Annotated in this window: 18 protein-coding genes and 11 pseudogenes; 13 read left to right on the top strand and 16 right to left on the bottom strand. The window is 60.0% G+C overall.

Annotated features, from left to right (window positions below; all coding sequences use genetic code 11):
• Positions 1-109 precede the first annotated feature (109 nt).
• The gene (locus QCM77_RS36510) at positions 110-1,318 is read left to right on the top strand and encodes a ComEC/Rec2 family competence protein (RefSeq protein ID WP_280096199.1); all 1,209 of its coding nucleotides are present in this window, start codon (positions 110-112) and stop codon (positions 1,316-1,318) included.
• Positions 1,319-1,563: 245 nt separating this feature from the next.
• Here QCM77_RS36510 and QCM77_RS36505 read toward each other — a convergent pair whose 3' ends face one another.
• From QCM77_RS36505 to QCM77_RS36495, 3 genes are read right to left on the bottom strand one after another with little or no spacing between them, the layout of a single operon-like run.
• The gene (locus QCM77_RS36505; protein ID WP_280096198.1) at positions 1,564-1,899 is read right to left on the bottom strand and encodes a DUF6036 family nucleotidyltransferase; all 336 of its coding nucleotides are present in this window, start codon (positions 1,897-1,899) and stop codon (positions 1,564-1,566) included.
• Positions 1,865-2,203: a hypothetical protein gene (locus QCM77_RS36500; protein ID WP_280096197.1), complete on the bottom strand. Its 339-nt coding sequence runs from the start codon at positions 2,201-2,203 to the stop codon at positions 1,865-1,867. Before QCM77_RS36500 ends, QCM77_RS36505 begins: the two co-directional genes overlap by 35 nt.
• Entirely contained in the window at positions 2,200-2,586 is a 387-nt protein-coding gene (locus tag QCM77_RS36495) for a hypothetical protein (protein WP_280096196.1), read from the bottom strand. The genes QCM77_RS36500 and QCM77_RS36495 overlap by 4 nt, the downstream gene beginning before the upstream one ends.
• Before the next feature lie 398 nt (positions 2,587-2,984).
• On the opposite strand from QCM77_RS36495, the gene QCM77_RS36490 reads away from it, so the two are divergent.
• From QCM77_RS36490 to QCM77_RS36475, 4 genes and pseudogenes are all read left to right on the top strand, one after another.
• The gene (locus QCM77_RS36490; RefSeq protein WP_280096195.1) at positions 2,985-3,530 is read left to right on the top strand and encodes a hypothetical protein; all 546 of its coding nucleotides are present in this window, start codon (positions 2,985-2,987) and stop codon (positions 3,528-3,530) included.
• A gap of 284 nt (positions 3,531-3,814) precedes the next feature.
• Positions 3,815-4,285 (top strand): annotated as a pseudogene (locus QCM77_RS36485) (Arm DNA-binding domain-containing protein); the annotation flags it as partial.
• A 649-nt stretch (positions 4,286-4,934) separates the two neighbouring features.
• Positions 4,935-5,213, top strand: coding sequence for a helix-turn-helix transcriptional regulator (locus tag QCM77_RS36480; protein ID WP_280096192.1), 279 nt, complete (start codon positions 4,935-4,937; stop codon positions 5,211-5,213).
• Positions 5,164-6,546 carry a type II toxin-antitoxin system HipA family toxin gene (locus tag QCM77_RS36475; RefSeq protein WP_280096191.1) on the top strand — a complete coding sequence of 461 codons (1,383 nt, stop codon included), beginning with the start codon at positions 5,164-5,166 and terminating at the stop codon, positions 6,544-6,546. The genes QCM77_RS36480 and QCM77_RS36475 overlap by 50 nt, the downstream gene beginning before the upstream one ends.
• A gap of 413 nt (positions 6,547-6,959) precedes the next feature.
• On the opposite strand, the pseudogene QCM77_RS36470 reads toward QCM77_RS36475, so the two are convergent.
• The 3 genes and pseudogenes from QCM77_RS36470 to QCM77_RS36460 form a co-directional block, all read right to left on the bottom strand.
• Positions 6,960-8,300, bottom strand: a pseudogene (locus tag QCM77_RS36470) (M16 family metallopeptidase).
• Positions 8,274-8,585: pseudogene (locus QCM77_RS36465) on the bottom strand (M16 family metallopeptidase); the annotation flags it as partial. The pseudogenes QCM77_RS36470 and QCM77_RS36465, both read right to left, overlap by 27 nt.
• Complete coding sequence (locus QCM77_RS36460) at positions 8,561-8,761, bottom strand: hypothetical protein (protein WP_280096190.1); 201 nt, start codon at positions 8,759-8,761, stop codon at positions 8,561-8,563. The pseudogene QCM77_RS36465 and the gene QCM77_RS36460, both read right to left, overlap by 25 nt.
• 894 nt (positions 8,762-9,655) lie before the next feature.
• Here QCM77_RS36460 and QCM77_RS36455 point away from each other — a divergent pair.
• The gene (locus tag QCM77_RS36455; RefSeq protein ID WP_280096189.1) at positions 9,656-9,865 is read left to right on the top strand and encodes a response regulator transcription factor; all 210 of its coding nucleotides are present in this window, start codon (positions 9,656-9,658) and stop codon (positions 9,863-9,865) included.
• Between the two features lie 477 nt (positions 9,866-10,342).
• Here QCM77_RS36455 and QCM77_RS36450 read toward each other — a convergent pair.
• From QCM77_RS36450 to QCM77_RS36435, 4 genes and pseudogenes are all read right to left on the bottom strand, one after another.
• Positions 10,343-10,638 (bottom strand): annotated as a pseudogene (locus tag QCM77_RS36450) (IS66 family transposase); the annotation flags it as partial.
• Positions 10,568-10,867 (bottom strand): IS66 family insertion sequence element accessory protein TnpB, encoded by a 300-nt coding sequence (gene tnpB, locus QCM77_RS36445; protein ID WP_347882418.1) that lies wholly within the window; start codon positions 10,865-10,867, stop codon positions 10,568-10,570. The gene tnpB (QCM77_RS36445) and the pseudogene QCM77_RS36450, both read right to left, overlap by 71 nt.
• A gap of 373 nt (positions 10,868-11,240) precedes the next feature.
• Positions 11,241-11,330 carry a transposase gene (locus QCM77_RS36440; RefSeq protein ID WP_462804379.1) on the bottom strand — a complete coding sequence of 30 codons (90 nt, stop codon included), beginning with the start codon at positions 11,328-11,330 and terminating at the stop codon, positions 11,241-11,243.
• A gap of 478 nt (positions 11,331-11,808) precedes the next feature.
• Positions 11,809-13,569 carry an ATP-dependent Clp protease adaptor ClpS gene (locus tag QCM77_RS36435; RefSeq protein ID WP_280096188.1) on the bottom strand — a complete coding sequence of 587 codons (1,761 nt, stop codon included), beginning with the start codon at positions 13,567-13,569 and terminating at the stop codon, positions 11,809-11,811.
• 176 nt (positions 13,570-13,745) lie between these two features.
• On the opposite strand from QCM77_RS36435, the pseudogene QCM77_RS36430 reads away from it, so the two are divergent.
• The 7 genes and pseudogenes from QCM77_RS36430 to relB all read left to right on the top strand — a co-directional run.
• Positions 13,746-13,937, top strand: a pseudogene (locus QCM77_RS36430) (HesB/IscA family protein); the annotation flags it as partial.
• A gap of 155 nt (positions 13,938-14,092) precedes the next feature.
• Positions 14,093-15,149, top strand: a pseudogene (locus QCM77_RS36425) (ISAzo13 family transposase); the annotation flags it as partial.
• 78 nt (positions 15,150-15,227) lie between these two features.
• A pseudogene (locus QCM77_RS36420) lies at positions 15,228-15,434 on the top strand (FAD-binding protein); the annotation flags it as partial.
• Positions 15,435-15,470: 36 nt separating this feature from the next.
• A pseudogene (locus QCM77_RS36415) lies at positions 15,471-15,821 on the top strand (DDE-type integrase/transposase/recombinase); the annotation flags it as partial.
• A 46-nt stretch (positions 15,822-15,867) separates the two neighbouring features.
• A pseudogene (locus tag QCM77_RS36410) lies at positions 15,868-17,025 on the top strand (IS30 family transposase); the annotation flags it as partial.
• 510 nt (positions 17,026-17,535) lie between these two features.
• On the top strand, positions 17,536-17,901 hold the full coding sequence (locus QCM77_RS36405) for a hypothetical protein (protein WP_280096187.1): 366 nt from the start codon (positions 17,536-17,538) through the stop codon (positions 17,899-17,901).
• 15 nt (positions 17,902-17,916) lie between these two features.
• Positions 17,917-18,315, top strand: a complete 399-nt coding sequence (gene relB / locus QCM77_RS36400; RefSeq protein WP_279692399.1) for a type II toxin-antitoxin system RelB family anti-toxin — start codon at positions 17,917-17,919, stop codon at positions 18,313-18,315.
• Positions 18,316-18,531: 216 nt separating this feature from the next.
• Here the strand turns inward: relB and QCM77_RS36395 are convergent.
• From QCM77_RS36395 to QCM77_RS36370, 6 genes and pseudogenes are all read right to left on the bottom strand, one after another.
• Positions 18,532-18,939, bottom strand: a pseudogene (locus tag QCM77_RS36395) (IS66 family transposase); the annotation flags it as partial.
• A gap of 4 nt (positions 18,940-18,943) precedes the next feature.
• Complete coding sequence (locus QCM77_RS36390; RefSeq protein WP_007605691.1) at positions 18,944-20,290, bottom strand: IS5 family transposase; 1,347 nt, start codon at positions 20,288-20,290, stop codon at positions 18,944-18,946.
• Between the two features lie 160 nt (positions 20,291-20,450).
• A pseudogene (tnpC, locus tag QCM77_RS36385) lies at positions 20,451-21,632 on the bottom strand (IS66 family transposase); the annotation flags it as partial.
• Positions 21,633-21,684: 52 nt separating this feature from the next.
• Complete coding sequence (tnpB, locus tag QCM77_RS36380; protein ID WP_027515864.1) at positions 21,685-22,038, bottom strand: IS66 family insertion sequence element accessory protein TnpB; 354 nt, start codon at positions 22,036-22,038, stop codon at positions 21,685-21,687.
• Positions 22,031-22,489, bottom strand: coding sequence for an IS66-like element accessory protein TnpA (tnpA, locus tag QCM77_RS36375; protein ID WP_280096186.1), 459 nt, complete (start codon positions 22,487-22,489; stop codon positions 22,031-22,033). Before tnpA ends, tnpB (QCM77_RS36380) begins: the two co-directional genes overlap by 8 nt.
• Before the next feature lie 331 nt (positions 22,490-22,820).
• A partial coding sequence (locus QCM77_RS36370) for an IS4 family transposase (protein ID WP_280096185.1) occupies positions 22,821-23,299 on the bottom strand: 479 nt, incomplete at its 5' end.

The raw sequence follows: 23,299 nt of genomic DNA, 5'->3' as shown, positions 1-23,299 counted from the left end.
GACGCGCCGCATCGGTGAGTTTTGACCCTGGGAGGTTATCTTCTTTTTCTTCTTTATCCGCATCCCGCCAGAGTTTCCCCGCAGAGGACTGTACGCGCGCGTCTCGCGCGTGGATTCATTGAGCACGAGCCCTCATCGCCGTGCATCCTTCGAATTTGATTGCATCGATGCCGACTATGCTGATGGCGCCGGACCGCGGCTCTTGGACGGTTTTCGTGCTGAACAGACCAAACCATTCGCGCTCCTGCGCGTAGTGACGACACCAGCCCGATTTGGCCACTTTGCGGGCGCGACACCGGCGCCAGCCGATTGGTCTTATCTCGAGATCGAGCCGGATGGCTCCGGCCTGCCGGCATGGCACGCTCAACTTGAAGGCAACGGCTACTCGGCGCACGCACGCGGAGTCCTCACCTACGCGCGGCAGCTTGATACACCGGACAAGACCCGGGGGCCGCGATCGAGACCCCAGACTCTCGGTGCCGCTGCCACCCCACGGCTAGGGCTGCCGAGTTCGCTCGTCAGTGCCTGTGCGCCATTGCCGAAGCCGGCAACGCGCGCCGCAATATCGACTGTTCTCAAAAGGGTCCCACAAGCGGCATCTGTCCTGGTCAGGGATGTCGGTCAGGCAAACTTTGTCTCCCTATGCGATGATCGCGGCCGCGCCATTCTGCACTTCGATGTCGGATTTCCGATCTCCTTCAATCGCCATACATTCCCCTCCAATTTCGACATCAATCGCAGCGAGACGCCGCCGATCGTTCTCTCGCATTGGGATTGGGATCATCTTCACGGTGCCTTCCACCTCCCGCATCTGCTTGAATGTCGCTGGATTGTTCCCAATCAGCGGCTGGGGCCTGGCGCGGCGCGACTGGCGCGAATACTCGCCCAAAAGGGCAATCTGCTCGTACGCCCCCCCAACGCAAGAATCCGCTTTCCGTTTGGTGAATTGGTAAGGAGTCGAGGCCCGGCCCGCGATCTCAATAATAGCGGATTGACCATCCTTGCCACGCTCACTAGCGGACGGTCGGCCTTGCTGACCGGAGACGCGGACTATGCGCACCTCATGCATGCCAATGCCACGAAGGTAGATCACCTCGTCGCAACCCATCATGGTGCGCGCTTCAATGCGGACGCGGCGTCGGTGCCGATGCCGAATAACAGGCATGGCCAACTGGTGATTTCCTACGGATATCGCAACGTCTACCGGCATCCACACGCGGAAGCGCTATCTAAGCACGCAAACTCGGGTTGGACGACGTGTCTGACCACCGCCGGGCGAAGAGGTGTCGCAAGCCGAGGCGATCGCATCATGAATTGACATTGGAAAGCCAAGGTTCTGGCGCTGCACCTTTCAGTGCGGCCGGCACTTCGATGCCTCGTGATCGACGCCGAAGTTCATATTGCGTAATTTGCCGCATTGCGACGGACGCTCTCCAAGCAACATAGACGCCAGGTTAGAAGGTTAGACGGCATTGCATCACCTGTGTCCGCCCGACCAACAGTCAAAAGAAGTATCACCGCCGATCGGCGTTAGAGCGCGAACGTCGCATTTGGAGAGCCTCTTTAGGTGTGGGGCGACTGTTCGGCTGAACTCGAGGGCGTTGATTGCGACTGCGTCACAAGACGAGTCACAAAGCCTATCGCCCGTTGCTCCAATTCGGGCTCTAACGAGGTTGTCTTGATTCTCTTGACAATCAATTCGAGATCAAGCGGGCGTACGGCGTGGTAGGCTTCGACGAACTCCTTGTCTTTATCCGCCAATCGGGCGAGTTTCGAAACGACCACGTCTTCAGGGCAGGGCGCGACAGCTAGAACCGGGCGGCCATCCACATCCACCGACTTGTAAATTGCCCTCGTGTTCCAATCAGCAGGAAGACGCGCTGTGTTTTCGTCGACCATCGATGTAGAAGCCGTGTTTCCGATGGAAGTCTGAGCCTTCGCCAAAGAACGCATTGATCTCTTCCGAAGCTTCAGGAGGACAATCGGGATCCAGCTCGTTATGTGTCATCTCCCATAGCCTGGCATTCTCGGGGTAGGCGTCGATTTCGCCAGACGTCCTCAAAATGATCGGAGCGTCCGGCCAGGAGAGGAGGATGCTTTGGCTGCCAATAATGAAGACCTTGTCGGTTTCAAACAGCCGGGCTATCGCCCTGACCGTCTCGACAAGGTCTTCAAAGGTTCGGACAAACGATTGCTGTGTCACGCGGCGATCCGCGCACCCGCGGATTCGAGCGCAGCCGATTTCACGGCAAGACGTTTTGCCGCCTGCCAGATACGACGCCTTAGCGCAACGTCGCTGAAGTCGATCCCATCGGCAACGACGAACGGAGACGACAGACGCAAACGGGTCATTTCCTGGTGGCGACCTGTCAAACGACGACGTACCGTCGACGCCGGAAGGCGAAGCAAATCAGACCATTCGCCGACAAATGAATAGCCTTCGTAATGCTGGCAAACACTACGATCGAGCGAAATCTTCGCTCTATTGATCAACGAAGGGTCGCGACCGATCGCCCGCGCAATAAGCCGATGAATCATCAGCTTCGCAGTATCGTTCACTTGCTCCTGGTTGACCCGAATGGTCATGTCATGACCTTCCACTGCCTCAGAAGGAGAGATTAAGCATCCGCAGGTAAAAATCCAACTACCGGAGGCTGATCCTTGTTCCCTTTGCGTTCTTTGTCAATTCTTACTCTACGCCACAACAACCCTAAAGGACCAGCCGCAGCCCCCTTTTAAGCTTTACTACCGCCCCTTGAACGGTTCCTTTGGTGTCCTGGCGGTACCGCACCTCTGGTGATTGACGACAGCAACTTGTCGCGCGCCTGGGCGTGACTGCTGCTCAAGGTACTCGATGGCGCCGGGACGGAAGTCGCGCCCCTGATCTTGAGCCTTGGCGGCTTCGGCGAGGACGGCGCCATTTTGGTGAGGACCCCGCCATTCGACAAGCGCTCGATTGGCTACTTCAGCGCAAAGGCAAGCTGGTGGTCGACGACGTCGCCTTCACCATCTTCCCGCAGCGCCTGTGGCAGATGTCGCGCGGCGACCGGTCGCGTCTTTTTGCGCTCTATCGCGCGACATTCCCGCGCTGGCAGGCAATGAACCGCAAAGCCAATGGCCGCAGATTGTATTTCGAGCGCATGGTCATGTATGGCCGTGGGCCCTGCAATGGGAATCAACTGGAGTGGATCTTGTCACAATATAATTCGCGGTCCGGCGTACGGCGATCGATGCTGCAGGCCACGACCTTCGATCCCGAACGCGACCACGTCGCCAGCGCCCAGCTCGGATTTCCCTGCCTGCAACAGGTCAGTTTCGAGCTGACGCCGGTTGGTTTGGTCACCAACGTCTTTTACGTTACGGCAATTATCTCGGCCTTTACTCAGCTCGGCGCATTCATGGCTCATGAGATGGGCATGCCATTGGCCCGCCTGAATGTGATGGTTGGCGTCGCCAAGCTCGAGCGCATTAAAAAGACAGATCACGAGGTCCGCGCGCAAATGCTCTCTTTCGCAAGGACGTCGTGCTGAAAGCCGATCGCCATCTCGAGCCAGTGATAGTCGCTGACGATTTTCCACCGAAATGGCGATTTATGCTGTTCTGCATCCAGGTGGTCGAGGCGTTTGAAGGATAGCCGACAAGGCCGAGAAAGCGCGGAATGTACTCGGCCAGGGCAGCCAGGTTGGAGGGAACGGTGACTTTCATATTAGTTTTCTCCGAGGCGGAAAAAGCGAAGGAAAGTCAATGATCACTTTCCCTCGCTTCGATGGTCCCGGCGGCTGCGGGGCACACCGCGACAGGGAGCACAGGGAAAATGCCGGAGCCGAGCAACCAGCTGACACTCACCGATGCCGTAATCCGCAACGCGACGTTGCCGCCGGGTAAGGCGCAGCATTATCTTCACGACGACAAGTTGCCCGGCCTCGCGCTGCGCATGCGCGCTACCGGTGGCCGGACCTGGGTCTACCTTTTCACCAAGCCGGGGTGAGGGGAACCCAGCGCAAGACCCTCGGCCCCTGGCCCAAATATAATGAGAAGGCAGCGCGCAAGGCCGCCCACCATCGCCGCAGGCGAGGTCTTCAAGGGCGTGGATCCGAACGACGCCAAGCGCGAGGCGAGGCGGCAACAGGCAGCCGAGAAGCAGCGCACCACGCTAACCACCCTCATTGTTGAAGATGGTCCCTACCAGGCGTCCTTGACCGGACGCCAAGTCGTCAACTGGAAGCCAGCAATGTCGGCGCTGCGGCGCGGGCTCAAGCAACACGCCGAGAGCGCCGTCGGAGACCGATCGACGTCAACGACGTCGTCGCGAAGCTGGTAGGCCAGCGGCTCGCTCCCTACCCGGAGCAGGAGCGAAGCTATCCTTGGGCACGGTCGCTCTCTCGCCGGCTGCCCGAACCGTCGATCTGTCCGCGAAGACGTCGATTTACAGTCCGAAACGACAATCTGTTCGGATGGTCCTCGGATCTTCCCGAGGCTCTCTCCTTTTCCACGCAATCCGCACTTTCGAGCCCGGGCAGAAATCGCCGGCGCTTTGGCGGAGACTGGCTTTGCCACATTGAGCGAGGTTGAAAGGGGGCAGTCTTAAATGTTCCTGTTCTGTACTCATGAGGCGGCCGTCAATTGGTTTCTTAATCTGATGGCTGTCGGATCGGGCCCCAAATCAGCGAGCCCATGTTGAGGCGCAAGGTTGCACTCGGTAGCCGTGCGGATTTTAAGCTTTCTGGGAAATCTTGTGGCATCTTCAGGCGCCAATATAAGAATTTACGGTAGCTTAAGGCGCCAAATGATTGACATCGCAAGGGAGGAGCCGCTATACCTCTGGGAACCATAAGGCGCCAAAAAGCCTTTTTAGGGAGCCTTAAGACGCCATGCCTCCTCGTAGCCAATTAATCAGCGCGCCACCCTCAGCCGTTCAGGAGGCGATCAAGCGCTTGGGCAACAATCTCCGGATCGCGCGCCTGCGCCGCAACCTGAGCCATGCAGAGCTGGCAGCTAAGCTGGGCGTAGATCGTCACGTCATCGCTGACGCTGAGAACGGGAAATTGAGCACCAGTGCCGGCGTGTATGTCGGCATGCTGTGGTCAATGAATCTGCTCCCGTCGCTTGCCGACGTTGCCAACCCGAAGAACGATGAGGAGGGGCTCGCTCTAAGCGGCGTCGATGAGCGCGAGCGTGCGCGACAGCGGAGAGGACCAAGCAATGCCTTCTGAGGAGTGTTTCGTCTACATCACGCTGCCAGGCCAGACACAACCGGTTACGGCGGGGCGGTATCAACTCGACACGACACGCCAAGGGGCCGCCGTTGGACAATTCGTCTATGGCCGCAGCTACCTTGAGCGAAAGGATCGCGTCGAGTTCGATCCAGTCGAGCTCAAGATTCAAGTCCCTTCGTTCCGGACAACGAAGCTGCGGGGCAATTTTGGCGCGTTGCGGGACAGCTCTCCGGACGCCTGGGGACGCAAGCTGATCAAAACTCGTCTGGGCAATCCGTCGCCGAGCGAAATTCAATTTCTGCTCAATTCACCCGACGATCGCGCCGGCGCCTTGGGTTTTGGACTTAACGTGCAACCGCCGGCACCTGTTCGTACGTTCAACAAGACGCTGGACTTGGCGCGTTTGCTCGAAGTGGCCGACCAGATCGTCGCCGCTGAAAGGGATCCAGCAGCACGAGTACCAGCAGGTGCTGACGCTGAACAGGCTGAGGCGTTGATGCGTGCGGGCACCTCGATGGGGGGCGCGCGGCCGAAGGCTACTGTCGAGGACGAGGATGCGCTTTGGCTCGCAAAATTCCCCCATCGCGACGATCGATGGAACAACCCGCGGGTCGAGCACGCCATGCTGACCCTTGCTCGCGAGTGCGGGATCTCGTGCGCGGAGAGCCGGATGACCACGATCGGCGACAAGGATGTCATCCTGATCAAGCGGTTCGATCGGAATAAGGCCGAGAAGGGTTACCACCGCAGCAGGATGGTGAGCGCCTTGACGCTGCTCGATGCGGATGACACGCCCGACACTGTCGATAAGCGTCAAAAATGGTCATATCTTCTGTTGGCTGACGAAATACGGCGAGCCGCGTCCGGAAGTCAGTCGAAGGATCTGCCAGAGCTGTTTCGGCGGGTGTGCTTTAACGCCCTCATCTCCAATACCGACGATCATCCACGTAACCATGCCATCTTGGCAAAGGACCAGGCGTGGTCTCTGTCGCCGGCATACGACCTCACACCGAACCCGATGATTGCAATGGAGCGCAGGGACCTGGCGATGGCATTCGGCAACTGGGGACGATACGCCAACCGGGTCAACTTGCGGTCGCAGTGCGAACGTTTTCTCTTGTCCAGAGAAGACGCCACGGCAATCGTTGACGGCATGAAAGCTACCATAGATGAGGCCTGGTATCGAGTCTGCCGGCACGTTGGCGTCAGCGAGCGGGATTGCGAACTGATCCGCAGCGCGTTCGTTTACGAAGGGTTTGGTTACAATTTGGAGGATCCGACGATCGCAACCGACGACGTCGAAGAGCTGCCGACCATCCGTCCACGCTAGGCAAGCGGGAAACGAACGAAAATCGCAGGTGCATAGCCCGAAGGCGATGCCGAATGTCCTCAGGCAAGCGAGCGCACCGGCGCAGCATGTCAACTATTTTGATATCGCCGAGCTGCCTGCCTCGCGCCTGCACGAGCTGCTTCCTTGGGAATGGAAAAGGCTATGCGCGGTCGAAAAACCTCTGATCCAACCTCTGATCAGCGGTCCGTCGCAACCTGAACGTCTCAACAAGCTAACGACCATCATAGCCCAGACCCGTCTATGCGCGCGCGTAATCGTTGCGCGGCACTCGTCGGATGCGTAACGACTAACTGAAATGACGGGCTCTCGTGACGCCGCCCCTTGATGTAGGCAGGTCGGACGTCGGCCAAATCACGGCTATAGGACGGCTTGTCCTTAACGCGCACCGAATGTCACCTCACGAACACAAAGGTCAATTGGGTGTTGCCGGCGTTGCGGGTGATGGCGCGGCAGCCGGCTGGGGCTGTGGACAGCGGCGTTGCGGCCCGTGGCGCGGTGGTCGACTGGGCTGCGGCAGCGGGGAGCGGCCGACGATGACGGTGAGCAGGCCCCGGCCCCACAGCCGCTGTGCGACCTTCTTGGCGTCCTCTAGCGTCACCGCGTCGACGAGAGCGCTATGCTTCTCGATATAGTCGATCGGCAGCTTGTCGATCTGGTCTTGCAGCAGCGCCTGCGCGAGTGTTGACGCTGTACCCCGCGCCAGCATCTGCGAGCCCTTCAGGTACGACTTGGCCTCGTCAAGCTCCTGCTGGGTCGGGCCTTCCTCGGCCATGCAGCGGACCTGCTTGTCGATCTCCTCCACCGTCTCGCCGGCGCGATCGGCGCGGGTGCCGGCATTGCCGACGAACAGCGCGGAATGATCCATGCAGACCAGCGCCGCCGAGGATCTGGTTGACGACGTCGGCCGCCATGAAATCCGGCTCGCTGCGGCGGACGCCCGGGACCGCCGAAGCTCACGACCGTCTGCGGCACATCGATCGGAACGTAGACGCGCCGCGGCGGCTTTGGCGCAACCACATCGGGGACCTCTGTCAACTGCGCCTTTGCCGGCAGGCTGCCAAAGGTCTTGTCGAGCAGATTGCCAAGCGTCTCTCGATCGACGTCGCCGACCACCGCGAATTTGAGCGTGTCCTTGGCGATCACCCGGCGGACATAGTCCTTCAGATCGGCAACGTCGATCTTCGCCACGCTCTCGAACGTTCCTCCGGCCTGGCGGCCATAAGGATGATCGTTCAAGGCGACTTCGAAGAACTTGCGATCGGCGAGCGTTGAAGGATTGGTGGAGTCATTCGCGAGCACCGCCGCACGGATCCGTTCGACATCGGGCGCATCGAAACGCGGCGAGGTCAGCGCCATCCGCAGCAGGTCGAAAGCCTCATCCTTGTTGTCCTTGAGCATGCGCAAGGAGCCGCGAAACTGGTCGCAGGACGAGGTAAAGCCAGCTTAATGGCGCGGCGGTCGAGCCGCTCGTGAAAGCTCTTGGAATCGAGATCGCCGGAGCCTTCGTCGAGCAGGTCGGGGACCAGGTGGCCGACGCCGGGCTTCTCAGCCGCATCCTGGCTGGCGCCGCCGCCGAAGGCATATTCCATCGCGATCAGCGGGACGGTGGCCTCCTGAACGAAGCAGGCTTCGATGCCGCCCGGCGAGATCAGGCGCTGGATCTTGGTAGCGGCAAATGATGGTGCCGAGCCGAGCGTCGCGATCGCGAGCCAGGTCTGCGCGGCCTCGCGCACCTGCTCGGCGGTGACGGCGCGGATGCGGTCCGGCCAGCTTCGGATATCGTCGATGCTGAGCCCCGTGGTGAGCGCGCGGCCATACCACTCCGCAAGCCTCGCTTGGTCATCCTGGCCATAGATCGCTTGCGCAATCAATTGGGTCTTGACGCGCTCGAGATCTTCGGCGGGCGCGGGATTTTGCGCGAGGTCGGCGATCACCTTATCGATCGCGTCCTCGATCTGGGCGAATTCGACGCCAGGTTTCGGCGTCCCCGAAATCATGAATTGCGAGGCATCAAGCGAGTCACCACCGCCTGCAGGCCGTTGTGCAGCGGGAAGCTCGCAGGTCGCTCCGAGGCGACCGTGATCTGGGCAAGGACGCTCCTGTTTTCAGGAACGTGCCGGAGGCCGGGATTGCTGCTACTATTATCCTTTTTGTATTCGACCTTATATTCGACGGCCAGCGCGGTGCGCGTCATCAAGGCCATCGCAACAGTGGCCGTGCCTCACGTTGGTTCTCACGGAGCTCCAATTCTTCATAGCATCGCCTTTGGTCGAATTAGAGATCCACATTCTGCAGCGGTTGATCCCGACAAAACAGGGGAGCCGCACGCCGTGGCAAGCAGGGGAGCAAAAGCCGGGCCAATCGCCTGATGCTTCCGCGCACGGATCGATGGACGCAAAACCAGGCGTGGCGCGCGCTTTCTCTTCCGAAAGCCAACCCGCACTTGTTTGCTATCCGCCAACATGTTGCGAACACAACGTTGCAGACGAAAACGCACGACAACTCGCTGCCTCGCGCTTGCCTAAACCCTGCCACGCCACATACTGCAGCCTTGATCTCACGCCGGAGGCAATGCTCCGCCGTTTCGCTGCCGCCGGCGCCCGCAAGGGAACAACCAAAGCTTGTCGCGGCGCGGCCGCTCTAGGAGTGCCCGGCCGCTTCGACGCCTGCCACCAGCACGGCCAAGCGATCATCGTTCGATCGATTAATAAGCCGAGAGAGCGTCTGGCAAGCGAGACTATTTCTTGGAGCCGCGACCATGTAGCTGGGTCCGCTCCGCCTCTTCCGTGGGGTCATGCAGAAAGCCGCGCTGGAGCAAGCGCGGGACATAAACTGGCGCTTACCAACCATGAGGAGACCTATCCCAAGCCTAGGTTAGGTCTCGGACGACAAGTGAGCCGTTGTTGCAACCACTGCTGTCGTGTTTACGAGGTATGTCCCAATCGCTTCGACAGTCGATGGTGTTGCAGTTGGATCGGCAGCTGATCGGTGCTCCGAAGCTTGTCTTGGCAGGAGAGTTTGCGATCGCCGTCGCGTGGTACGGCATTTGCTGATCTCGTTCCAGGCGTCTCGGCTCCAGGAGAAACACATGGTCGATGGGCAAACCGTTGTGCTGTCCGCACGAGAAAAGCAGTGCTTGCGGTGGGTAGAGGAGGGCAAATCATCCTGGGAAATAGGGGTGATATTGAGAGTCAGCGAGAACACCGTCAATTTTCACATCAAGAACGCTATGCGAAAGCTGGAAGTGACCACCCGAATCCAGGCTGCTATCAAGGCGCGCCGCCTCGGGCTTCTTTGAACTATTGGAGTGCTGCTGCTGTCAATTGTGCCCGGTGCTAGGACTGCTCCATGAGATGGGATCGCATCTGCCGTGAGTAGCGGCCCGTTGTGAGCGCAGCGCTATAGTTAAATATCCGCCGGCTCTTACGAGGAACGACGTGTATCTGTTTCGCACGAAAGTCGTGGGGGCGCACCACTATAGGCGGGTTCTGATCGCAAGTAGCAAGTCTCGGGCTGAGGCGGGCAACCTTCATGCCAACCAGCGTCGCGGCGCGCAGCCAGATCTGCTTGGCCACAGAGGATCTGATCCATAATAGGATGCAGCGAAAGAGATTATAGAGATGCTTGTTGAAGCTATAATGACTGACCTACCTGAATTGAAGGCAACCAGCTTTGCTGTCGTCCCGCGGCAGCAGCGTCATTCTGCCGCGCACTTCCATCCTGATTGCCGCGCCGCAGTGACTACATGATTGACGTGAAGGCGCGCCCGCTCTTGGGTTTTCGCCGCGGCGGCGCGCCCGACAAGCTCATCCTCGCTCGCCGCGGTTCTTCGAGTTCCAATTCCAATTGTTCGATCAGCCGCGCCGTGCGCTCGGAGCGCTGCCCGTACAGTTCGCGTTTGAGCTTCTCGATCCGTAACTCGAGATGCGCGATCAGCGCCGCGTTATCCGACAGCTCCGCTTGCGCGCAGGCAGCCAACGCCTCGGCTCGCAGCCGGGCCTCACGCGCGGCCTGCAGCGCTGCCAGGGCACTGACAAGGTCCGATGGAAGGTCGTCCGGCTTCGACATCATGAAGCCATTGAATCAGATCAAGCAGCAGATTCAAACCCAAAACGGCTATGCGACCCGCGTCGGACGCTGGGTTTCTTGCGGGTTTGCGCCAATCGATTCCGGACAACAGGTAGCTCATCTGCGCCGACGAGATCGTCACTGCTTCGCCCGCGACCGAAGGCCAGATGAACCGCCCTCTCTCCAGTCTTTTGGTGAACAGGCATGCTCCCTGGCCATCGTGCCAGATCACCTTCACAAGATCCCTTCGGCGACCGCGGAAGACAAACAGTGACCGCTGAGCGGGCCCTTGCGCAGCACCTCCTGCACCTGGAGTGCGAGCGACGGACGCCTCGGCGCATGTCCGTGTAGCCTGTCGCAAGCCACACTCGTGCGCCCGTCGGAACCGGGATCATCAGCGTACCAAAGCGTCGAGAACGCGACGTAGCGCGTCTCCATCAACGTCGCCATCGACCCGGATGCGGTGCCCGCTACCAAGATCTATCTCGATGACGCCCTGGCTCTTCCGTCGACGCGCCGCCGTCGTCGTCAATGGCGCTTCGGCCAACTCCCGCAGCGGCACAGACGGCCCAATCTCGACCGGCACGAACGGCGCTATACTCGCTTCAAAGCTCTTTGCGCCACCTGAACAGCTGGCTTACATGAAGGCCAGCCATGCGAGCCACCTCGGAAACACTGGCTCCGACTCGAGCGATGCTGCAACAAGCCGTTCCTTCTCATCCGATGACCATCGGCGCCGCCCGCTCGACCGATGTGATAACTTCCGCCGTCTCCTAAGGAGTTGGTGTCGCGTCTTGTCGGCTCGTCGGACCCATCATGAGGTATGAGTCAGCCGATGCATCGGCCGGACAAAACTGCATGCGCATGTACTACCAGGTGGCCGCTTTCGCAGGGGGACTTTTCGCCGGCAATCCCGCAGCCGTTCTCGTTCCTTGACGGATGGCGAAGCTGCTCATTGCTTGTCGGCTGTGGCGAGGCGTTGATATCGAAGCCGCCTGTAGGGGCAGGCCGGCATGGAACAGGAATTACGAGCGACGGTTGAGCGGGCGAGTTGTCGCGGCGGTTCGCGTTTACGAACCGCCTCGCTGCTCATCAATCATAGACGCGTCGTCGACACCCGGCGCATGCGGGAGTTGGCGCAGCCCTTGGCGGGTGATCTTCCGCCCTTCGCCTTCATTCAGACCCCGCAGCCATCGCTCCGGCCCCACCCAAGAGCTTCACGTTGAGGCGGCCGCCGGTGAACAGCATGTCGTCGAGCGCTTCCTCGATGTCAGCTGTGGTCACTGAGTTTCCGCCGTCACGAGCGATGCATGATTGCGCAATGCGTCGCATCAGCTCCTTAATGAAAGCGGCGCTGACGCCCTCAGTGCGGCGCACCGTCTCGGCTACGATCTCCGCCTCAAGCGGCAGGCCCGTGCCGTAAAGTCGGATCAGCTTGTCGCGGCCGGTCGTATCAGGCAGCGGCATCTCGATCGCCTGGTCGATGCGGCCGGGGCGACCGGCCAGGGCGCCCTCGAGTTGCTCGGGGCGGTTGGTGGTGAGCACGAAGAGGATGTCAGCGTCTTCCTTCAAGCCGTCCATTTCATTCAGGAGTTTGTTCAGCGCGACCTCCTCACATGTTGTCAAGTCGTCGCGCTTGCTGGCGATCAGATCGACATCCTCGATCACCACCATGGTAGGCTGCAGCAGGCGCGCGAGCGCCATATAGGCGCTCAGCTGACCGACCTCTTCGGCGGTGATGATTAGCGTGGTGTGTCCCGGTAGGTTGGTGGCGAGATAGCGGATAGTGTGGGTCTTACCGGTGCCGGGCGGGCCATAGAGCAGGATGCCCTTGCGGGTCGACTGGCCGAATCGGCGGAGTGCGCCACGCGTGGCGACAAAACTCAACACGTTGCGATCGAGCAATTTGATAGCCTGTTCCCGCAGGATCACGTCCTCGCGCCTCACTGGTGCCAATCGATGCACCATGATGCCTCTTGAGCGGCCGCTGTAGTTCGCACCTTTCTCGAATGAGAGAATCTTGCCGCGATAAGAACGTGCCGCGTGTACCGCCCGTTCCAGTTCGTCAAAGCTGCGCTGAACAAAGGCTTCGCCGCCAGTCCCCGCAGGGGCAACGATTTCAATCCGGATCCTCGGCTCTTGCTCGAACTCGAACTCAGTAGAGAGCACGACGGCATAGAAAAATTCGCTCGCTCGGCAGAGCCACAGTCCATTGTACAGGCATTTGACCGGCGCCGTCTCGCCAGTATCAACCTGGTGATATTGCGGCGGCACCAGCGAAATCGCATTCTGTCCACGCGTTTTCATCCGAGCGAATGAAAGCGTCTCGTACCTATGTTCTGCATAGGCGCCGAAGAAGCGGACCGGATCGGCGAATAGCTTATCGACCGCGACCTGAACATCGGCCTGCATGTGGCCCGGGAATTGCCTCACAGTAGTGGCGAGTTCGCTCGGCGGTATATTGGTGAAGTGCCACTCAAGGGCTTCGTAGGCATATTCGAATTGCACGTCGGGCAGGTCGGGGCCGTCCGCTTCGCCCGCGGCTTCGCCCGTAATCAGCAGGGGACATCCTTCAGCTCGGATACGCTGTTGCGCCGCCTCGAGGAGCGCCTTTGCGACCGAGGGAGGATAGCGTCCGCAGACGGCCTTGCCATGCTGCAAGACGAGTTTGGCGAGCGCAATGGCATCCCGCTCCTGTTTGTCGAATACCTCGCGCAGCAGGCGTACCACGAGACCGAGAGTCGTCTTGCCGTCATTGTGCAAAGAAGCTGAATGGGCGCACCGCCTGCGCAGATCTTGTCCACAAAGACCCCCGGTGCGTGTTCTAGTTGTTCGGCAGTGGCCATGTGGTTTCCGATCTAAGCTTGCCGGCTCAACCGGTTGACGCAACACAGGCATCAAATCTCTCTGCTGGCGGCGTTCCTTACGCTTCATCGGCGGAATCCATAAAGAAGACACGCAAAGCCGCCGCAATCCCTCGAAGACCTTTGTCAGCAACCCTACACGCGCCGCAAAGCCAACAGGCGCGATCTCGGACAATGTCAAGCTAGGGCGCGCTGGCATGCGACTTGCCAATTCCTATCCAAACGACCCAGGCAAAAAGGATAGCCATGATCAATCTGACGGATAGCGCAGTGAATGCGCTCAAGAGCGTGATCTCGGGTTCGGCGCAGCCGACGAGCGGCCTGCGCATCATGGTCGAGACCGGTGGCTGCGACGGGTTCAAATACCGGATGAGCCTGGCCGACGAGGCCAAGCCTGACGACACCGTGACAGAGCGCGACGGCGTCAAGGTGTTCGTCGTCGACAATAAGGGCCCGTCCATAAACAACTGAGTCACAGTTGCCACAGATCGCGAGGATTGTTTGCGCAGGATTCACAATGATCTGTCGCGCGACGTAGCGTCGTGGGATGATTCGAGCCGCTCAGGCGCGCGCCGCGCGGACGCTATCAGGAGATGGCCCCTGTTCTGAATGAACAGAGCCTCCGGCGCTTTGTCGCCCTGGGGCGAAAGCGCTGGGACACGGCGGGGTCAGCTTGATGTCCGGATCAGCGGATTGGCGCGGTCGACGATTTATCACGGACTTTCTGACACTCGCGACAACGTGGCGGTTCCGGCTGGACGCGTCCGTAGGGCGGGCGGCGGGCACAAGAAGAAGTCATCCCGGGAGCCAACCCTCGCGGCCAATCTCAAGCGCCTGGTCGAACCGGTGACGCGGGGCGATCCGATGCAGCCATTGTTGTGGACGACCCGCAGCCTGCGTAACCTCGTGACCGAGCTGGCGAAGGAGGGTCATAAGGTTTGCCCGACGGTTGTCAGCGAGCTTCTGCGCGGCATGGGCTACAGCCTGCAAGCGAACAACAAGGCCCGAGAAGGCGGCCAGCACATCGATCGCGACGCGCAGTTTCAATCATCAACACGCAGGCCACGACGTTCCTGGCAGCGAACGAACCGGTCATATCGGTCGACACGAAGAAGAAGGAATTGGTAGGCAATTTCAAGAACAACGGCCGGGAATGGCGTCGCCAAGGCAGGCCTGAGCTCGTCAACATTCAAGACTTTATCGATCCCAAGCTAAGCCGCGCCGTGCCGTACCGCATGTACGACATCACCAATAATGTCGGCTGGGTCAGCGTCGGCACGGACCACGACACCGCCAGCTTCGCGGTCAATGCGATCCGCCGATGGTGGCGGACGATGGGGAAGAAGCGTCATCCGACAGCCAAACGCCCGATGATCACGGCCGATGGCGGCGGCAGCAACGGGTCTCGTGTGCGCCTGTGGCAGGTCGAGCTTCAAAAAACTGGCGGACGAGCTCAAGTTGCCGATCAGGGTTTGCCACCTGCCGCCCGGCACCAGCAAGTGGAACAAGATCGAGCATCGTCTCTTCTTCATCACCATCAACTGGCGGGGAAAGCCACTGCGTAGCTATCGCACGATCGTCCAGCTGATCGCCGTGACGACAACAGATGCCGGCCTCAAGGCGCGCGCCGAGCTGGACGAAAGGAAATATCTCGCCGATTGGGGCTATCTTTATCCCACCGATGACCTGGGCAAGTCGCAGCGTACGTCGCTGCAGGGGCCGGAATACATGCGCCTGATGCGCAAGAGGACCAAGCAGGCTGGCGTCACCATTTTAGATCATAGTCCTGCGCTCGAACTGCTCGTGGACGACAATGGCGCCGTTGCTGGCGCCAGCGGCCTGCGCCGGCAGAAGCATGATCGCTGGACCGTGCGCGCCGAGGCGGTCGTAATTGCGACCGGCGGCTGTGCGCTCCTTAGCAAGATCCTGGGATCGAATGTTCTGACCGGCGATGGCTATCTGATGGCCGCGCAGGTCGAGCGGATGATGCAACGACACGGTATCCGCGCCATCATGGCGCCGCCGCGCCGGGTGCGCACTACCGACAGCCGTCACGACCTGCCGATCGCACCGAACCCGATCGCACGCGACGTCACGGCGGATGCTCCGAACCGGGTCTGGCTCGCTGATATCACCTACATCCCGACTGCGGAGGGGTGGCTGTACCTCGCGGCCGTCATGGACCTGTTCAGCCGAACGATCGTCGGCTGGGCCATGCGGGATCATATGCAGGTCGAACTCGCATCCGCAGCCTTGACGATGGCGACCCAGCAGCAACGGCCCCAGGCCGGGTTGATCCATCACTCCGATCGCGGCATCCAAGGCGAAGTCAAACGGTCGTCGCAACAATCGGAGGTTGGAGGTTGCGATGAACGTTGTAATGCGTCGATCGGCGGGGTCAGGACGAGCTCCCTTGCCATCGCCAGGACGGCCCTCTGTTGCAGGGCGCAATGAACGGAACAATTTTTGCGGGCGATTGCCGCTGGGTTAAGCAGCGAAGCTGCTGCACTCGAAGCCGGATTGTCACAACCTGTCGGAAGCAGATTATTCCGAAAGGCGGGCGGCATGCCACCAGCGATGTTCAGAACTTCGGCAAAAGGCGCTCTCCGGGCGGTACTCTCGTTGATTGAGCGCGAGGAGATCGCACTTCTCAAGGTGCAGGGCCATTCCATACAGGAGATTGGACGTCGCCTGGGGCGGGCTGCTTCGACAGTCTTCCGTGAACTGCGGCGCAATGCGGCCACCCGCGGCGGCGGGTTGGAGTATCGGGCAAGAACTGCCCAGTGGCATGCAGATCGATCCGCCCGCCGGTCCAAGCCGACCAAGGTTACGCTGAATGCAACCTTGCGCACTTATGTGGAGGAGAGACTTGCTGGCGGCGTCGTTGCCCCGACCGGCGCTCCCGTTCCTGGTCCCGCCGTTCCGTGGAAGGGGGGCCGGCATGGCCCGCGCAAGGATCGGCGGTGGGCGCAAAGCCTGGAGCCCTGAGCAGATTGCCCGACGCTTGCCGATCGACTTCCCGGACGACAAGACGATGCGCATCAGCCACGAAGCTATCTATCAAGCTCTCTTCGTTCAGGCCGCGGCGCGCTGCGCGCGAGCTGACGGCGTGCTTGCGAACCGCGCGTGCGTTACGGATGCCTAGGGCACGCGTACGCAGGCGAGGCAAGGGCTTTGTTTGCCCGGAGATCATGATCAGTGAGCGCCCTGCTGAAGCTGCCGATCGAGCAGTCCGGGACATTGGGAGGGAGACCTCATCCTCGGTGTTGGCAGCTCAGCAATCGGCACGCTAGTCGAGCGCACGACGCGCTTCACGATGCTATTGCACCTTCCCCGGTTGGCGGGGCATGGCGAAGCTCCGCGCGTGAAAAACGGACCTGCGCTCGCGGGACACGGGGCCGAAGCCGTGCGCGACGCTATCACGCGCACCGTCATCACTTTGCCCGAAGAGCTGCGTCGCTCGCTAACCTGGGATCAGGGAGCCGAAATGGCTCAGCACGATCGTCTCAAGATCGATGCGGGTATCCCGCCGTAACGGTTCGGCATCGGCCGCCTCGGCGAATCTTCTGAGCAGCAAAAATGCATCCGATCAAGCCGCCGCCGCGCCCGCCAGGGCAAGCGAGTCGGTATTGGCTCCGCCGATTGTGTCTGCAGTGCCGAGAAGCGCGCGCGCGCAATCTTCTTCTACAGGTCCTCTCAATTCATGGGCTCTCTTTTGTCCCGTTCTTGGTCTTTTCGATCATGCCGCGCCGGCTGTTGAAGGTCCGGTGTTAGAAGCGAAGCGAACGTTAGGATTCCGATTCCGTTGTAAATATATGACCATTGGTAAGTCCCGGCAGGACTGCGACCCAACGGTCATGAGCCCCGGAAAGTATTTTCGTTCGCCTGGTAAAATCCCCTATATTGAGGGCTTCCCCGGTCTTCACAGTTCCAGTTTGCGCGTTACAGTTGCATCATGTCGTGGACTACATTTATAGCTTCTTTTTCCAACATTCGCCGTTGATTCGGGGTTGACAGAATATAAGGAATTCCCTATATGCTTGTTTCATTCGAGGAAACCGGATTGGGAGACGCGGCTGATGAGTTGGAGCAGCTTGGGCACAATTTCGCTTGCGAGATCCTGCTCTACCTGCAGAAAGTCCACAGCGGATCGGTGGATAGCAGGGATCTGTTGCCCTTCTATACGTATAGGGGCGTGGAGATGTTCCATGCTTCCGCGGCGGCTAAGTGTGCGATCTTTGCTGTCGAAATTGATGATGATGGCGATGTGACGGTAACGCTAATGCTCGCGGCTGAGCATGGCGTGCCGATGTACGCTGGAGGGTCTTCCTGGAATGGCGGCGATTATAACGCTTTGAAGACCGGAATACTGAATGCGCGAGCTTCAGTTTGGTTCGTATGAAGAGTGGAGGCTGCAATGGTCAAACTCAAAGTCGACAAAAGTCACAAACGTAGAGTGCGAGCCGTTGCTGAGGTTAGCAGTAAGGGGCGTGGTCGTTCGCTTGCTGATCTGGTCGAAAGAATCGAAAGAGCTGATGCAAGCCTTGCAGCTGAAAAGGAACTGTCGAGTGCGGCAATGCGTGCTGGCGAACTAGTTCGGGCCATGCGCAAGGATGCCAGATTCTCTCAGTCACAATTGGCGGATAAGTTGGGTATTAGCCAGGCTCGAATTAGCGAAATCGAATCGGGAGTCGGGACCCAGGGGCCAACTTGGGATCTGATGGAACGAATTTCGGTTGCATGCGGCAAGACGCTTGGCGTTGCTGCCTCTAGCGATGACCTAGAACTCGCGGCGCACATGCCAATGGCTGTGTAGTCTGATCCGTCGATGAGAGCCTGAGATACATGGCGTACTCTTGGTGGGACGCTCTCAAAGACGTGCTCGGCGCCGCGAGTCCGGTATGTATCGCCGTGCCGTGGTTCAGAGATTTTTGGCTGCGCGCTCGCAGATCGAAAGTAAGCGCGATTTTCCCCGCACGTTGACGCCGGCGGGTTTGATGGATTGCCCTAGTATCGGGCGATACCGGGCCGTTCAGGCAGTGGCGGCTTTGTGGAAGTTGAAGGGCAGCAGGTCGGTAATATCGGCATCGCCGGCGCGCTGAGGCAATTCAGTGAGGACGTGGCGCAACCACGCTAACGGCTCGACACGTGAGGCGCGGCAGGTCAGCATCAGGCTGTAGACGACGGCACTGGCCTTGGCTCCGTCCACGGTATCGCTGAACAACCAACTCTTCCTGCCAGTTGCAAAAACCCTGATGTCGCGCTCCAGAAGATTGTTGTCGATCGGCATGCTGCCGTCCCCGGTGTAGCGCGTCAGATATTCCCATTGGTTTCGGGTGTAGGATACGGCGTCGCCGAGCTTGCTGTCAGGCAAGACCTTCGGGGCCATGTCATCGAGCCATACCTTGAGAGCATTGAGGATGGGGACACTATGTTGTCGTCCGTTAAGAAGCCGAATTGAGCGGGAGCGGACAGGCAAGCGTATGCGATAGCTGGATCAGGAAGAGGCACAAGAGTTCTCTGAGCCAGGCGAGGATACGGCGGAAGTTGTGACCGACTGCTGAGAGCACGACGTTGGCGGCGTCGCCGGCGCGGCCTTTGAGATAGCAGCGGCCAAGGTGACCTTCGGCCTTCAGATGTCCGATGATGGGCTCGATGGCGGAGCGGCGCCGGAGCTCGCGCTTGATGGCGCCGAACACGCCGCGCTTCTGGCCCGAAATGAAGACGCGACGGGGATTTTGCGTGTCGTGGCCGCGATATCCCTTGTCGACATAGGCCCGCTCGATCGGACAGCCGGTGAGCGCCTCGGTGCGGTCGATGACGTCCCGCAGGGTATGACCGTCGTAGGGATTATCGGGCAGCGACCTGGCGTGCAGTACGAACAGGCCACCGGGCGCCCGGCGGTTGTTGGTGACGATGGAGGCCTTCACGCCGAACTCGTAAGGCGCGGCGGCCTTGCCTTTGCCGATGCATTCCACCTCCGGGGCATGGAAGGAATAAAGCTTCCAGCCGCGCTGGCGCTGCTGCTGCGAGCGGATTTGCACGGCCCGGCCAAGCGGGAGGGCGAATGCCTCCTCCAGTGCCGGCTGGCCCTCGATCTTGCGGCGGATGTCGCGGATGATGCGGCCGAGCCGGCTGCGCAGAATGCGCAACTGCCGCTGATGCCGGCTGAACTGTTTGGCATGGGCGTAGCGGCCCGCCATCATCGCGGCGGCCTTGGCCACACGAGAATAGGATTGCCGCAGCCTGACGGCGTGCCTTCTCGCCAGGCGGTTGAGCCCCTTGATAGCCGCATGAAGCAGCTTGGCATCGGTCGGAAAGGTGATGGCCTTCGGCTGCACCGTGGTGTCGACGGTGACGCGCTTGAGGTCCTGGCCGCGTAACGCGCCGGCCTCGTGCGCCACCCGCAGGCTCTCCGCCAGCAGCAGCTCCAACTTGTCGCCGAGCCGCTTGCGCCAATGGCTCAGGTCCGAGCGCTCGTGCGGGAAGGCATGCTGAAAGAACTCTTGCCCGGTGAAGAACTGGAAATACGGGTCGTGAACCCAGCGCTCGCAAACGCCCTCATCGGACAGCCCGTAAGTGTGCTTGAGCAACAGCAGCCCGATCATGAACCGGGTCTCGATCCCGGGCCGGCCATTCTCGCTGTAGAGCGGCGCGACCTCGCCGTCGATCCAGTCCCAATCGATCTTGCCGGCGAGCTGAACCAGCTCGTGCTTCATGTTGATGATCTGGTCCAGCCGCGCCCGGAACAGATCGTTCGATCCTGTCGTCCTGTGCTTCTTCGGTCGCATCGGCCCCTCCGATGCACCACAGAATCATGGTCCGCAGCGAAAGGGAATCCACAAACGAAAATTGCAAGGTTTGGGGGCCTCAAGCCCCCAATCCCTGCAATCTCAAATGCCGCCGCAACCGGAAAACTGACTCCTGCTCAATCGCTTAGAGCCTTGTTCACGGACGACTATGTTGCTGGCGGAAGCGGCGAATGCAGTCGGCCTGTGTTTCACCCTTCTCCGGTATTCCGTCCCGCGCCTGCCTTTCAACCCGGTAGAGCTGGTCGAAGAACCGCAGCGCCTGCTCGGGCGGACCGCCGCCCTTCTTCCTTGCCCTGAGGGCATCGACAAAGCGCCGCCGGGAGTGGGCCATGCAGCCGATGTGGGTGGCCCGTTCCAGGGTGCGCCATGCGGTATAGCCGTCACTCATCACAATGCCGCGGTAATCGCCGAGGAAGGCCTGCGGGTGGATTTGGCCGCGGCCCGGCTGATAATCCAGAAGAACGATGGGCTCGTGACTGCCCTTGCCGCTGCGATAAGCCCACATATACGATGTGCTGGTGGCCTTTTTGTCCTTCTCCTTGAGGACCTGAACCGTCGTCTCGTCGCCATGGATAAGAGGCTGCGATCTGAGCCGTAGCTTCAGGGCGTCATAGATGCGGGAGAGATGTTTCTCGCTCGAGCCGATCACCCAGCGACCCAAAGCGCCGCGGCTGACCGGAACGCCGGCGCGTTCGAAGGCCTGCGCCAGGCGGTAGAGCGGCGTGCCATCGACATATTTATGAACCAGCGCGAACGCCAGCGTTGAGGCCGTGGCAACGCTGCCCGGCAGCGGCTGCGTCGGCATCGGCGCGGTCACGACAGGGGCGTTGATCCCGGTGCGATCGCAATGGCGGCACGCATATTTGAAGCGTACGTTCTGTAAAACCTTCGCCTTCACCTCGATATGAAGTTGCTCGGTGACAGCCTCGCCCATGCGATGCATCTGGCCACGGCAGCAAGGACACGCCTTCTGATCGTCGGGCAGGTCATACTCGACGCGCTCACGCGGCAGGTTCGCCGGCAGCGGCCTGCGGCCGCGCTTCTTTCCCGTTGTGTTTTTGACGGGTGGCAAGCCCGTGTCCGGAAGTTCGGCGATATTGTTCGTTTCACTGCTGGCGTCATCCTCATCGGAGGCCTGCTCGGCTTCATTGAAGAGACGATCAACATGCTTCTCGCTGCGCGGCGCAAAACGATGCAGGCGTGCCAGCGCCAGTTCTTCCTCGAGCTTGGCGACGCGGTCCGCGAGTTGATGGTTCTCCGCCTGCAGCGCAGCAATGCGTGCCAACAGCACTTCAACACTCGGATCGCCGGTTCGATTCATCGGATTCTTGAATCTGAACCGTACCGACGCGTCAACCGCTCAACTCGAGAGCTCAGCCGGCAACCTGATATTGCCGCACCGGATGACGGACCATCGCATCGATATCGATGCCGTCAAGGATCCAATGCAATTGCTCGGTCGTCAGCGTGACGATCGCCTCCTGGCGGCGCGGCCATCGGAACCTGTCCTCGGTCAGCCGCTTCAGGACCAGTACAAAACCGGACCGATCGAAGAACAGAAGCTTCATCCGGTCGCAACGGCGATTGCAGAACGCAAAAACCGCCGGAGTGAATGGATCGAGCGCCATCGTCTCCTGGACCAGGACCGCAAGGCTGTTGATGCCAGCCCGGAAGTCGATCGGCTCACGGTGCAGATAGACCTGCAGGTCACCGCCCAGTCTAAACATCGCCCAGCGCTCCGATGATCGCCGTCAATGCATCCACATCGCCGCATTCCAGCGCGAGCTTCACGCCGTTCGGCAGCGACACGCTCACTTTGGCCGGAGAACAAAAAGCTGGAGTTCCTTTGGGTTCCGAACCACGTACTTCATCGCAAGCCGGCAAATCAACCGTCGCCACGCTGTCTTTTCGCGACAGGTCCCGCTCCGCCTTCCCCTCAAGCTGAACCGGGATGAACGCCGGGCGTGAGGACGGCGGCAGCGACCTGGTCGCACTGTGCTTCTTGATCCACTTCCGAAGGAGGTTCGCGTTCACCCCATGTTCAAGTGCAAGCCTCGATACCGAAACCCCAGGCTCAAGGCAGGCCGTGACAAGACGCTCTTTCGATGCCGCCTCGTAGCGCCGGCGACCGTTCCGGCCGACAAGCCTGACCCGCAGTTTCTGATTATCGTCGCTCATCACAAGGTGTCCACCTATTTTGGTGGACACCTCATGCATCAGGGCACTCAAAAGCAAAAGGTGCGGAGAAATTCGCGCTTACGATCGAAACTCGAGCGAGTCGAGGCAACAGGACGGCTTGGCAGGTTGAAGGTGTCTGTCGAAGGTTCAATCCGTCAGAAAATTGAGTCCCCCAAGCTGGCCGACATAGTGTGGACCACACTTGGGCTAGTGCTAATGTTCATAAGCTTCTTGATTGCCATTATTCAAGGCCTCGCTGATCTCTTGGGCGGAACTTAATGCAGCGTTCCCCAATGAAGCGTGCGTTCAGAGTAAGCCTCCGGTGGAGCTTTCAATTACCCACAAATTCTCCTCCGACCAAGGCGCCTAACGCGATGTCGGTGACGCGCGACAGCCCGCGCCACATGACCGTATTGCCAGGGGGCGGATCGCTGGCGCGGGCGAGATAGCCGCCGAGCCGGGCGATCTTGATGAGATAGTACGAAAGCGTCTTTCTCGCTTTTGGTTTGTCGTTGACGAGGCGATCGAGCACGCCGATTTCAGTCGCGGTCAATACGAGGGTTGGCGGTGCATCTGGGGCGGAACGGTTGAGCATCGTCATCCAGAAGACCCGCCAACTCAGGATGCAAAAGAGCGAGATCAGATTGGTTAGACGCTGGGCGGTCCTAAGCTTTGACTCCTCAGCTTTGCAGCCTGATTTGAGTATCTTGTGGAACACCTCGATCTTCCATCTCAAAGCATACCATTCGAGCTTCTCAATGGCGTCGGTGCGGGAGCTAACAGGCAGATCTGTGATCAGCTTCCACTCGA

This window comes from Bradyrhizobium nivariense (assembly GCF_029846695.2).
Taxonomy (GTDB): domain Bacteria; phylum Pseudomonadota; class Alphaproteobacteria; order Rhizobiales; family Xanthobacteraceae; genus Bradyrhizobium.
This window is presented reverse-complemented; position numbering and strand designations above follow the sequence as displayed.

Excerpts from the sequence above, each read along its gene's own strand:
- QCM77_RS36505 (WP_280096198.1), bottom strand. The coding sequence starts at position 1,899 with ATGGTCGACGAAAACACAGCGCGTCTTCCTGCTGATTGGAACACGAGG.
- relB (WP_279692399.1), top strand. The coding sequence starts at position 17,917 with ATGGTCAAACTCAAAGTCGACAAAAGTCACAAACGTAGAGTGCGAGCC.
- QCM77_RS36390 (WP_007605691.1), bottom strand. The coding sequence starts at position 20,290 with ATGCGACCGAAGAAGCACAGGACGACAGGATCGAACGATCTGTTCCGG.
- tnpA (WP_280096186.1), bottom strand. The coding sequence starts at position 22,489 with ATGAGCGACGATAATCAGAAACTGCGGGTCAGGCTTGTCGGCCGGAAC.
- QCM77_RS36405 (WP_280096187.1), top strand. The coding sequence starts at position 17,536 with ATGCTTGTTTCATTCGAGGAAACCGGATTGGGAGACGCGGCTGATGAG.
- QCM77_RS36455 (WP_280096189.1), top strand. The coding sequence starts at position 9,656 with ATGGTCGATGGGCAAACCGTTGTGCTGTCCGCACGAGAAAAGCAGTGC.
- QCM77_RS36475 (WP_280096191.1), top strand. The coding sequence starts at position 5,164 with ATGAGCGCGAGCGTGCGCGACAGCGGAGAGGACCAAGCAATGCCTTCT.
- QCM77_RS36435 (WP_280096188.1), bottom strand. The coding sequence starts at position 13,569 with ATGAAGCGTAAGGAACGCCGCCAGCAGAGAGATTTGATGCCTGTGTTG.
- QCM77_RS36460 (WP_280096190.1), bottom strand. The coding sequence starts at position 8,761 with ATGACGCGCACCGCGCTGGCCGTCGAATATAAGGTCGAATACAAAAAG.
- tnpB (WP_027515864.1), bottom strand. The coding sequence starts at position 22,038 with ATGTTTAGACTGGGCGGTGACCTGCAGGTCTATCTGCACCGTGAGCCG.
- QCM77_RS36495 (WP_280096196.1), bottom strand. The coding sequence starts at position 2,586 with ATGACCATTCGGGTCAACCAGGAGCAAGTGAACGATACTGCGAAGCTG.